The following is a 12,708-nucleotide window of genomic DNA, read 5'->3' on the forward strand; positions in this document are numbered from 1 at the left end:
TTTTTAGCTTCAGTTATTTGTTTTGACTATGATTTAAATATTTTTGCATTTCATCTGGTGGCACCATACCACCACCAGTCGCCCAGATCACATGTGTTGCCTGCTTTAATTTCTCTGCTGACAATTGATGCAAAGCTAAATAATCAGGAGTAGTTTGCACATAATATGGCCCCATCATGCCTGCCGCAGCTGAGGGTTCAACTTGAATATTTTCAGTTTGTTTTAAAAGCGCAATAAGCTCATATAAACATTCATCATGAATCGTGTAATAGCCATCAATTAACTGCTCCATAGCACGCCCTACGAAACCAGAAGCACGACCAACAGCTAACCCATCTGCCGCAGTGATGTTATCTAAACCAATGTCATTTACGGAAATCTGATCATGCAGACCTGTATAAACACCTAGCAACATACACGGAGAATGAGTCGGTTCTGCAAATATACAATGTACATGCTCACCAAAAGCGAGTTTTAATCCAAAGCTTACACCACCAGGGCCACCACCTACGCCACAAGGTAAATAAACAAATAATGGGTGTTCTGCATCGACTTTAATCTGTTTTTGCTCACACTGTTGTTTTAAGCGTATTCCTGCTACTGCATAACCTAAGAATAATGTTGTTGAATTTTCATCATCAATAAAAAAGCAATTTGGATCTTGTTCTGCGGCTTTTCGTCCCTGCTCTACAGCAACGCCATAATCACTGGCGTATTCCACGACATTGACCCCTAGTGAGCGTAATTTATCTTTCTTCCATTGTCTTGCGTCGGCAGACATATGCACAGACACTCTAAACCCGAGCTTCGCACTCATAATACCAATAGATAAACCAAGATTACCTGTAGAGCCTACCGCTATTTGATATTTGGAAAAAAATGTTCGAAATGCATCTTGGTCAAGTTTACTGTAATCATCTTCTAACTTAAGAAGCCCAGCCTTAATTGCTAATTTTTCAGCATGAGCCAGAACTTCATAAATACCACCACGTGCTTTAATTGAACCTGAAATCGGTAAATGACTATCTTTTTTAAGCCAAAGGCTGCCTGTAAGTTCCTTTTGCTCTTTTACAGATAGGGCTTGTTGCATATTTGCAATTTCAACTAACTCGGACTCAATTTTTCCGTGTTGCGTTTGAGTTTCAGGAAAGACTTTTGCCAAGTAAGGAGCAAAACGGTCTAGCCTAGCCTCGGCGTCTTTTACATCTTGCTCGCTAAGACCAACTTTCGCGAGTGCATCTTTTAAAGGATAACGATTCGGGTTAAACCAAAATGTTTCTTGGTAATCTTGTAATGTTTGAATGAGTGGAAATTGTTGTTTTAGCTGATCAAGTTGAACCGTTTTCATCCTATATCCTTTCATCAATTTTTTGAGCTAGTCACACAGCAATAAGTATTTGCAATAATCATTCATTCTTTACTGAATTTATCTGAAAAAAGCGATCTTTTTTTAAATATGCCAATAAAAAAGCCACTAATCATAGTGGCTTTTTAGATTTAAACAGACAACTTAAATGAACTTTAAGAACAACCAATATAAACCACCTGACAAACAGATAGTCGCAGGTAAAGTAAATATCCAAGCTGATAAGATTGTTTTAACAGTATTAAAGTTTAGACCTGATTTATTTGCAACCATGGTACCTGCAACAGCACTGTTTAAAACATGTGTAGTTGAAACTGGCATACCTAAACCATCTGCTGCTGCAATTGTACTCATTGCAATAAGCTCAGCAGACATTCCTTGACCATAAGTCATATGGTTCTTACCAATACGCTCACCTACAGTTACCACAATGCGTTTCCAACCGACCATAGTGCCAAGACCAAGCGCTAATGCAACTGCAACTTTCACCCAGTTTGGAATGTACTGTAAGAATGAATCCAAGCTACCACGATAATCTTTCACAAGCTTTTTCTGTGAATCATCCATTTTTGGTAAAGCATCTGCTTTGTCCAAACGTTTAAACGTGGTTGTGCTTAAATACATGTCATTACGAATTTCACTAATCGCAGCTTCTGGAATATCTTTTAAGTCGCGATAGCTAGAAACACGAGCACCTAAATGGTCAGTCATACTTGCCAATGCAGGTACAACTTCAGGTGTTTGCTGTTTGGTTTGAATATATTTAGTTAAAACTTCACGCGCTTTTTCATCAGTCAATTCTTGCTGATTATGGTTTAACAAAACAGCAGTTTGAGAAGAAAGCTGGTGGAATGATTGAACCTGTTGTGTATCTAGGTTTTTATTAATTGAATAAGCTAATGGTACTAAACCAACCAAAATGAGCATGATGAGTCCCATACCTTTTTGGCCGTCATTTGAACCATGTGCAAAACTTACACCTGTGCAGGTAAAGATTAAAATTGCACGAATGATTGCTGGTGGTGGCTTATTACCTTCAGGTGGCTGGAACAATTCTAATTGGCGTTTGAAAATAGTTTTAACCAACAAGAATAAGATTGCTGCAAAAGCAAAACCAATTAAAGGTGAAAATAATAATGCCTTACCTACTTTAATCACCTGATCCATATCTACACCACTGGTCGTTACGCCAGTCGATGCACTCAATAGATGGTTCATAATACCCACGCCCAAGATTGAACCAATCAAGGTATGAGAGCTAGAAGCTGGGATTCCTAAGAACCAAGTACCAAGGTTCCAAAGAATTGCAGCGATTAACAATGCAAAAACCATTGCAAAGCCAGCACCGCTACCCATATTCATGATAAGTTCAACAGGAAGCAATGCAATAATGCCATAAGCAACAGCACCACTTGCGACCATTACCCCAAGGAAATTACAAAAACCAGCCCACATGACTGCAACTGGTGCAGGCAATGCATTTGTATAAATAACCGTTGCAACTGCATTGGCAGTGTCGTGGAAACCATTTACAAATTCAAAGCCCAATGCAATGAAAAGCGCAGTAGATAAAAGAATAACCGAATAAAGGCTCAAAGGTGGAACATGCGCTAAATCAGCACTAACCTGAAACCCAATATAAATAAGTGTTGCAACAATAATCGTCAGAAACACCGGCATAAAAAATTTCGGTGTTGGGACGTGTACATTCGTCGATTTTGCTTGCAGGTTTGCCGCAAGTTTTGAATCCGAAACAGGGGGTAGATTAGAATTCATGCAGACGGTAAGAGGATAATAAAATCCTCTGTATTCTTAAATTAAATTATGACAATTATATGACAAAGAGCCGCCTGATGAAGTCAATTTTTTATATTTTGACCTCATTTGATGCACCTTTCCTCGCTATTTTTTATTTTTTTATTAAAATACAATAACTTAAATCATTATTTACAAGCTCCTTTTGTGCTTATTTTTACAGCAAAAAAACAAATAAAATGACCCACATGTCTATTTTTCACACAGAACAACTGTAATATTTCGGCATATTGAGCATGAAATATTTCAATATCATGATCATTTGATGAATATTTCATGAAAATTCTTTCATTTTTGTCATAAAACAGCCTCTTTTTTTTAATTTTTCTCTCATCAACTCATGACCTTCGTAGGTCATCATTTGTGCTGCTATTCTGTTACAATAGCGCCGCATTTTTAAATTCATATAAAAGATCGGGGTTTTCTATGTCTACGCTTGCCACCCTAAAAGCGCTTCTTGCTAAACGCATTCTGATTATTGATGGTGCTATGGGAACGATGATCCAGCGCCATAAATTAGAAGAAGCCGACTACCGTGGTGAGCGTTTTGCCGATTGGGCACATGACTTAAAGGGTAATAATGACCTTTTAGTTTTGACACAACCTCAAATCATTCAAGGCATTCATGAAGCTTATCTTGATGCTGGTGCAGACATTATTGAAACCAACAGCTTTAACGGCACACGTGTTTCAATGTCTGACTACCACATGGAAGATCTTGTTCCAGAGATTAACCGCGAAGCAGCTCGTTTAGCCAAAGCAGCTTGTGAAAAGTACTCAACTCCAGATAAACCGCGTTTTGTGGCAGGTGTACTTGGGCCTACATCGCGTACTTGTTCAATTTCACCGAATGTAAATGACCCTGCTTTTCGTAACATTACCTTTGATGAGTTAAAAGAAAACTACATTGAAGCGACTCATGCACTGATTGAAGGCGGTGTTGATATCATTTTGATTGAAACCGTATTTGATACATTAAACTGTAAAGCAGCCATTTTTGCAGTTAAAGAAGTCTTCAAACAAATTGGTCGTGAGTTACCAATTATGATTTCAGGAACCATTACCGATGCATCAGGTCGTACTTTAACAGGCCAAACTGCCGAAGCTTTCTGGAACTCTGTTCGTCATGGTGATTTGCTTTCAATTGGCTTTAACTGTGCGCTTGGTGCAGATGCTATGCGTCCTCACGTAAAAACTATTTCTGATGTCGCAGATACTTTTGTTTCAGCGCATCCAAATGCAGGCTTACCAAACGCATTTGGTGGATATGACGAAACGCCTGAGCAAACTGCTGCTTTCTTAAAAGAATTTGCTGAAAGCGGTTTAATTAACATTACGGGTGGTTGCTGTGGTACGACACCAGATCATATTCGCGCCATTGCCAATGCAGTAAAAGATATTGCGCCTCGCCAAGTACCTGAAACAGTACCTGCTTGCCGTTTAAGTGGTTTAGAGCCATTTAATATTCATGATGACTCACTTTTCGTAAACGTTGGTGAACGTACTAACGTTACTGGTTCTAAAAAATTCTTACGTCTCATTCGTGAAGAAAACTTTGCCGAAGCTTTAGAAGTTGCACAGCAACAAGTTGAAGCTGGCGCGCAAATTATCGACATTAACATGGATGAAGGGATGCTCGATTCGCAAAATGCGATGGTGCATTTTTTAAACCTTGTGGCATCAGAACCTGATATTTCACGTGTGCCAATCATGATTGACTCATCAAAATGGGAAATCATTGAAGCTGGCTTAAAATGCGTACAAGGTAAACCTGTTGTTAACTCGATTTCTTTAAAAGAAGGTTATGACGAGTTTGTCGAAAAAGCCCGCCTTTGCCGTCAATATGGTGCCGCAATTATTGTGATGGCCTTTGATGAAGCTGGACAGGCTGATACTGCTGAACGTAAACGCGAAATCTGTAAACGTTCATACGACATTTTAGTAAATGAAGTGGGCTTCCCTGCTGAAGATATTATTTTTGATCCTAACGTGTTCGCAGTGGCAACAGGTATTGAAGAACACAACAACTACGCGGTCGATTTTATTGAGGCGACAGGTTGGATTAAACAGAACTTACCACATGCCATGATTTCTGGTGGAGTATCGAACGTTTCATTCTCATTCCGTGGTAATGAACCCGTTCGTGAAGCGATTCACTCTGTGTTCTTGTACCATGCCATTAAGCAAGGCATGACCATGGGTATTGTGAATGCTGGTCAAATGGCAATTTATGATGACATTCCAGCCGAGCTAAAAGAAGCTGTTGAAGATGTCATCTTAAACCAAAACCAAGGTGAGTCTGGTCAAGCTGCGACTGAGAAACTGCTTGAAGTAGCAGAAAAATACCGCGGACAAGGCGGTGCTGCCAAAGAAGCCGAAAACCTTGAATGGCGTAATGAATCAGTTGAAAAACGTCTTGAATATGCATTGGTTAAAGGTATTACCACTTATATTGACCAAGACACCGAAGAAGCTCGCTTAAAATCAAAACGTCCTTTAGATGTGATTGAAGGACCGCTGATGGACGGTATGAACGTGGTTGGTGACTTGTTCGGTTCAGGCAAAATGTTCTTACCACAGGTTGTAAAATCTGCCCGTGTAATGAAACAAGCTGTAGCATGGCTCAACCCGTACATTGAAGCTGAAAAGTCTGAAGGACAATCTAAAGGTAAAGTCCTCATGGCAACTGTTAAGGGTGACGTACACGATATTGGTAAGAATATTGTAGGTGTGGTACTTGGCTGTAATGGTTATGACATTGTTGACCTTGGTGTGATGGTCCCTTGCGAGAAGATCTTACAAACTGCAATTGATGAAAAATGTGACATCATTGGCTTGTCTGGTCTGATCACTCCATCTTTAGATGAAATGGTATTTGTTGCGAAAGAAATGCAGCGTAAAGGCTTTAACATTCCTTTATTGATTGGTGGCGCAACCACATCGAAAGCACACACAGCAGTAAAAATTGACCCTCAGTACCAAAATGATGCCGTAATTTATGTTGCCGATGCTTCACGTGCTGTAGGTGTTGCAACCACTCTCCTTTCGAAAGAAATGCGTGGAAACTTTATTGCAGAGCACCGTGCTGAATATGCCAAGATTCGCGAGCGCTTAGCCAACAAACAGCCAAAAGCTGCAAAATTGACCTATGCTGATTCAGTTGAAAACGGTTTTAAAATTGACGAAAGCTATGTACCACCAAAACCAAATCTTTTAGGAACACAAGTTTTAAAGAATTATCCGCTTGCAACACTCGTAGATTATTTTGACTGGACACCATTCTTTATTTCTTGGAGCTTGGCAGGTAAATTCCCGAAAATTTTAGAAGATGAAGTGGTGGGTGAAGCGGCAACTGACCTTTACAACCAAGCACAAGCGATGTTGAAAGATATTATCGACAACAACCTTTTTGATGCACGTGCTGTATTTGGTATGTTCCCTGCTCAGCGCACTGACGCAGACACAGTGAGCGTATTCGATGAAGCGGGGCAAAATGTTACGCATACTTTTGAGCACTTACGTCAGCAATCTGACAAAGTCACAGGTAAACCAAACTTGTCTTTAGCAGATTACATTCGCACTGACCGTGAGCAACAAGACTACTTAGGCGGATTTACTGTATCTATTTTTGGTGCAGAAGAACTGGCAAATGAATACAAAGCCAAAGGTGATGACTACTCTGCAATCTTAGTTCAGTCATTGGCAGACCGTTTTGCTGAAGCTTTTGCAGAACACTTACATGAACGCATTCGTAAAGAGTTCTGGGGCTATAAAGCTGATGAACAGCTCAGCAATGAAGAACTGATTAAAGAGAAATACGTCGGTATTCGCCCTGCACCGGGCTACCCTGCTTGCCCTGAGCACTCTGAAAAGGCAGTGTTATTTGATTGGTTAGGTTCTACCGACAAAATCGGTACTAAACTGACTGAACACTTTGCAATGATGCCGCCATCTTCGGTAAGTGGTTTCTATTATTCACATCCACAAAGCGAATACTTTAACGTGGGCAAAATCTCTCAAGACCAACTTGAAGATTATGCAAAGCGTAAAGGTTGGACACTTGATGAGGCGAAGCGTTGGTTAGGGCCGAATTTAGATGACTCGATTGCTTAAGTAAAATACCTCCTCTCAACAGGGAGAGGAGGCTCTTACTATTTTAATAGCTTCTTGAATTTTATAGTAAGCAAACTTAAAATCTTTCGTTGCAATTGAACGAATATTTTCATTGTTTAAATTTTCATCCAACTCATTAATTATAAAAATAATATTATTAAGATTCAAAGGTAAATTTAATTTACTTTCATGAATAAAAGATAATAAATCTTTTCTAGAAAAGCGATAAATTTTTTTAGAAAAATCATTATCACTATTCATAATTTCAATAATTTCTGAACATAGATTAGTTGAATCGAAACGTATTCTAAACTTATGTTTTACCATTTCATCCCATGCTTTAGTTTTATAATTTGAAAAAGCTAATTCATTAAATAACTGTAACATTCCCCAATCCGCAGTTTCTAATGTTGCCAAAAGACCATTCAACTGTCGATCAAAAATAGGCTGTGTTTTCCAATGTGATTTATTTTTATATCTAAAATCATGTTCTACTTCATGCCACCCTTCCGATAAAATAGTTCGTAACTGTACCTCAAAAGTAGAGTCACAAATATTTTTATTATCCAAAGCTTTATCCATGCCAATAATCTCTTCTGGGATTTCAAATACATGGTTGTGACATGTAGCTTCAAAAGTGTTGGATCTAAAGCTATCTTTACGTGTACTTTCCTCTCTACATATAAATTTTGTTTTTAGAATATCATGTACAATATCTATATCATCAGAGAAATAAAGTGTTATACGAATACCTATAATATCCTCTACCATCTTTATATTAGGAATATATTGTTTATCTTCATTTCCTAATTTTTTGTTAAGAGAGTTTTGACTCTTTGCTCTACCAAATATTCTATACATCACAAATAACTGGTTTAAAGTATCTTCAATACTAAGAATTAATTGTCTTTTTATGTGATCAGCTTTATCAAAATTGAGTTCTGCTTCACGTACAACATTACTACTCATTAATTTCTACCCAAAATTTCTTTAATTAAACCAATATGTTCATAATTTAATGCACTAAAATCCTCTTTATTTGGAACTTTAAGAATTTTTAAATTATTTAACTTTTCAAATGATTCATTAACTTCAGAGTAGGTATATTTATTAGTCTTAAAAAAAGTATTTTTATGTCTATGTAAATGTGCTGACGCTCTCCCAGTAGGCCAGAACTTTTCAAGAATAAATTTATCAATTTCATTAAAATTATCTTTTTCATTCAGCTCAGGTCTAATAGGTTCCAACTGTTCTTTAATTAAATCTAAAACCTCATCATCACTACTTGATTCACAGCCTAACTCATAAATATTATTTAAAACACCAGAGGCTTTGCAATTATAAAATTTACAATCACTGAATGTAACTTCTGACATATTATCAAAATTAAAATTACAATCCTTAAAAATACATTCAGAAAAACCAAATAATAATATAGTCATATCTCCAATATCTATACCTTCAAATAAGATGTCTTGAACGTAACTATTATTTAGATTGATTGTAATTTTATCATTTAATGCAATATCAGAAATAACTTTTACACTATCATCATTGATGATTTCCAATGCAAGTTTTAAATTATTCCAAAGTTTTTCTTTATCAGCTTTATCTAATGATATTGATGCTAAAACTGCTGGTTCAATAAAATATTTCTCAGCACACCACTCTGAATCCTTTAATATATTTTTAGAAATGAAATAGCCAAGTATGAATTCATTAACAAAAGTTATATTTTTATTTTCATTATTCTCAAAACCATCTAATAATGCATGGTTCGCTAACTTATTTACTAATGCTTCAAGAGTTGGCTTCTCAATATCAGGATATTTACTTCTAACTACTTCTAATTCTTCGAAAAAATTATTAGTTAAAAACTCTATTAAAGTTTGTTTTTTAATTGAAACTTGACATTTATCTACTAAGTATTTAGCAATTTCTTCCAAAATTAATTTTTGTTGTTCTAAATCAATTCTTAATGATTGTCGAATCTTCTCACGTTCTAACATTGTAGATAAATATTTTTCAACTATTATTTTAGGTTGTTGAACAACTTCTTCAAACTCTACCATATCTATAGTTTTAAGATAGGAAAGTAATACAGGATTTTTTAATTTAAGTAACGTTTCATTTTCTCTAATCAAAAAATCCACCTTACTAGCTGGTAGCCATTCCCTAATAGTTGGCTCACTAATCTTTATTCGGCATATTTCAAACTTATTTGCATTCTCTTCTATCCACTCATTAAATTGTAAGCTATCAAAAATGGCTGTTCTTCTAGTTGTAAGAATAATTTTAGAGTTACTTTCCAATAGACTACTAATTGTTCCTAGCATTGGCTCAGATATTTCTATATTTTTAATATCATTTTCTTTCCGCTCATCAATTAATTCATCAAAACCATCAAGAATAACTGGTACTTTTCCTTCTTTAATTTTTTTTATTACTAAATCATACTTTAAATTATTAAAATTTCTATTAATCTCATCTAATAGAACATATTTAAATATTTTAGCCTGTCTATTTTTTGATAGCTCTGTAAAAAAAGGTAAAATTTTATCATTTTCATCATTTAAAATTGAATTAAGCAATTCATAAGCAGTACATGTCTTTCCGAATCCAGCCGCCGCCTCAATTAAAAATAAAATTGGCTTGCTTTCCATAAGTTTATTTTTAATTTCTGAAATTAATCCAATACTTCCTTCTTTCCCATTAACAAAATATTTAGAGCGAATATATTCATACTGACTATTAATTGGCATTGCTTTATTAATAGACTCAATATGATCAGAATATGATTTTCTTAATTTATATTTCGCATGTTTAACAGAGAAAAATCCATTAAATAATGCACTTTCGACTTCATCTATGTTTTTATATATCTTTTTTTGACAAGCAAAGCCTGCATTTATTAATCCATCAAATTCTTTTTTAATTACTTTCTCTGATATATCATCTTTTAAAATAACAATTTCAGCATTATAAAAATGTCCTGACTGTATTGTAAAAATCAGGATATTATCATCACCACTTACTTCCTCACTAAAACCGTAACTTTTATAATACTCTATTACCTCTTCTTTTTTTAACATAAAAATTAAACACCTATAACAAAATCAGTCACTTCCATCAAACTAACCTATTTCAACTTAAAACTCAATACTCTTATTTTTTACAATCATTGATATCTAAATACATTTTATTAAACTCTAAATAGAATTATTCGCCAATTTTGAAAAGGATTCGATAATTTGTTTTCGGAAAAACTTTGCTACCACTATTGGCATATTGCATAAAAATTACATGATGAAAGTAATAAGTTTGCATCATGATCCTCTTATTTTTTATCAATTCTTTTAAGATCTTGGCATAATATCCACCAGAAAATAACAATGTATGAAACATCATCATGAACACAACTCAACTTTTTCTCGGCGTAATCTTTAGCTCCATTGGGCTCGGCTATTTTCTCTATGGAAAAAAGCAAAAAATGACTGTGCCTTTTACTGTGGGTTTAGTTTTAATGATTTTCCCTTATTTTATTGAGAGTAATCTCTTGCTTAGTGGCATTGGTACTCTACTATCTGTTATTCCCTATTTTTTACGTTTTTAGAGCCATTTCTTAAATGATTTGAATTTCCTCAACTCTTAAGTGATGCATCATCTCTCGAACAAATACAAAGTAGGTAAAAACATAAAGCTGATTTGGTGCCACTTGATTTGTGTAGTAGCTCAAACGCTCTATAAAATCATTAAATCCATGCTCAAGCTCAATACGGCTGATTTTCTTTTTTGCACTAAAAAATAACTCACTAAGTTGTGTCATGGCTACATCAGACGTAACAGCTACACCACTTATCTTTAAATTTCTGAGTGGCTTTGACTCGATGATCTCTTCAATGAAATAAATCATCTTTTCGATAGCAAGTTCATCAATAACACCATAGCTAATACTTTTTGAATCAACAAAACCCAAGCCTTGTTCGAGTTGGATGTGCTGATTGTCTATGTCAAATGACAAGCCATTAAGAGCAAGTGAAAATTTTAGAACTGAGGCAGGATGAGTCATAAAATTGCTTACCGTTGAGTTTTACTAATAGGATTAGTGCCAGTTTGTTCAATGCTTAGCGTTAACAGCGCTAATCCTCATTAACACTATATATAATAAAAAACTCTTTAAAAAGACGAAAATTCAATCTTATATTCGTCCAATCTTACTATTAAAAAATAGAGTATAAACATGAAAAAATTAGTAATTTTAAGTTTCACCCTTTATAGCTTTGCGCAAATTACAAATGCAGCCACATTAAATGTAAAACCCTACGGCACAACTCAAGATGGTCAAAAAGTTGATCTATACACCCTGAGCAATAACAAAGGAGTCTCAGTTTCTTTTATTAGTTATGGGGGCGTAATTACCCAGATTTTGACTCCCGATGCACAAGGTAAACAAAATAATATTGTTTTGGGCTTCGATGATCTAAAAGGCTATGAAGTCACTGATACCAAGGAAGGCATTCATTTTGGTGGGTTAATAGGCCGTTATGCGAACCGTATTGGTAATGCTAAATTTAGCTTAGATGGAAAAACGTATAACCTTGAAAAAAATAATGGGCCGAATTCATTGCATAGCGGTAATCCAGGTTTTGATAAACGTGTTTGGCAAGTTAAGCCTCTCGTTTCCAAAGGCGAAACCGTTAAAGCTTCTCTGAAGTTAACCAGTCCAAATGGAGATCAAGGTTTTCCCGGAAAATTAGATGTAGAGGTGATCTACAGTCTTTCAGATCAAAATGAATTCCAGATTGAATATAAGGCAAAAACGGATCAACCAACAGTCGTCAATCTTACCAACCACAGTTATTTCAACTTGTCAGGTGCTGGCAACAACGCTTATGGTGTGCTGGATCATGTTGTACAACTTAATGCAGACCGTGTATTGGTAACCGATCAAAACTCTTTACCAACAGGTGAGATTGCCTCAGTTGCAGGTACGCCTTTTGATTTTCGGACGCCTAAAGCAATTGTGAAAGATATTCGAGCGAATCATCAGCAATTGGCCTATGGATATGGCTATGATCAAACTTGGGTAATTAATCAAAAGTCTCAAGGAAAATTAAATCTTGCAGCTCATGTTTTTGATCCGAAATCTAAACGGACACTACAAGTCTTAACTACTGAACCAAGCGTTCAAATGTATACAGCCAATCATTTATTAGGAAATGTTGTTGGTGCAAATGGCGTGCTTTATCGTCAAGCAGATGCGCTAGCATTAGAAACGCAGCATTTTCCGGATAGCCCGAATCAACCATCCTTCCCTTCTACACGTTTGAACCCAAATCAAACTTATAACAGTGTCACCGTATTTAAATTTGGTATTCAAAAATAGTCTTTTTAATTGGAGCTATATTTATCTA

The 12,708-nt window shown here is 35.7% G+C and carries 8 protein-coding genes; 3 read left to right on the plus strand and 5 right to left on the minus strand.

What is annotated here, in order from left to right; all coding sequences use genetic code 11:
• Window positions 1-13: 13 nt before the first annotated feature.
• Both RMA95_RS17080 and RMA95_RS17085 read right to left on the minus strand, forming a co-directional pair.
• A complete protein-coding gene (locus RMA95_RS17080) occupies window positions 14-1,348 on the minus strand; it encodes a D-serine ammonia-lyase (RefSeq protein ID WP_311072130.1) in 1,335 nt (444 codons plus the stop codon).
• Window positions 1,349-1,510: 162 nt separating this feature from the next.
• Window positions 1,511-3,142 carry an inorganic phosphate transporter gene (locus RMA95_RS17085; RefSeq protein WP_004703132.1) on the minus strand — a complete coding sequence of 544 codons (1,632 nt, stop codon included), beginning with the start codon at window positions 3,140-3,142 and terminating at the stop codon, window positions 1,511-1,513.
• Between the two features lie 465 nt (window positions 3,143-3,607).
• On the opposite strand from RMA95_RS17085, the gene metH reads away from it, so the two are divergent.
• Window positions 3,608-7,294 (plus strand): methionine synthase, encoded by a 3,687-nt coding sequence (gene metH / locus RMA95_RS17090; RefSeq protein ID WP_311072133.1) that lies wholly within the window; start codon window positions 3,608-3,610, stop codon window positions 7,292-7,294.
• 15 nt (window positions 7,295-7,309) lie between these two features.
• On the opposite strand, the gene RMA95_RS17095 is transcribed toward metH, so the two are convergent.
• On the minus strand, window positions 7,310-8,263 hold the full coding sequence (locus RMA95_RS17095) for a RelA/SpoT domain-containing protein (protein ID WP_311072136.1): 954 nt from the start codon (window positions 8,261-8,263) through the stop codon (window positions 7,310-7,312).
• Entirely contained in the window at window positions 8,263-10,386 is a 2,124-nt protein-coding gene (locus RMA95_RS17100) for a hypothetical protein (RefSeq protein ID WP_311072137.1), read from the minus strand. Before RMA95_RS17100 ends, RMA95_RS17095 begins: the two co-directional genes overlap by 1 nt.
• A 317-nt stretch (window positions 10,387-10,703) precedes the next feature.
• Between RMA95_RS17100 and RMA95_RS17105 the strand changes: the two genes are divergently transcribed.
• On the plus strand, window positions 10,704-10,907 hold the full coding sequence (locus RMA95_RS17105) for an amino acid transport protein (protein WP_311072139.1): 204 nt from the start codon (window positions 10,704-10,706) through the stop codon (window positions 10,905-10,907).
• Between the two features lie 9 nt (window positions 10,908-10,916).
• Here the strand turns inward: RMA95_RS17105 and RMA95_RS17110 are convergent, their stop codons facing one another.
• Window positions 10,917-11,363: a hypothetical protein gene (locus RMA95_RS17110; RefSeq protein ID WP_311072141.1), complete on the minus strand. Its 447-nt coding sequence runs from the start codon at window positions 11,361-11,363 to the stop codon at window positions 10,917-10,919.
• Window positions 11,364-11,534: 171 nt separating this feature from the next.
• On the opposite strand from RMA95_RS17110, the gene RMA95_RS17115 reads away from it, so the two are divergent.
• Window positions 11,535-12,680 carry an aldose epimerase family protein gene (locus tag RMA95_RS17115; protein WP_311072143.1) on the plus strand — a complete coding sequence of 382 codons (1,146 nt, stop codon included), beginning with the start codon at window positions 11,535-11,537 and terminating at the stop codon, window positions 12,678-12,680.
• Window positions 12,681-12,708 lie beyond the last annotated feature (28 nt).

This window comes from Acinetobacter sp. V110_1, assembly GCF_031798975.1.
GTDB lineage: Bacteria > Pseudomonadota > Gammaproteobacteria > Pseudomonadales > Moraxellaceae > Acinetobacter > Acinetobacter nosocomialis_A.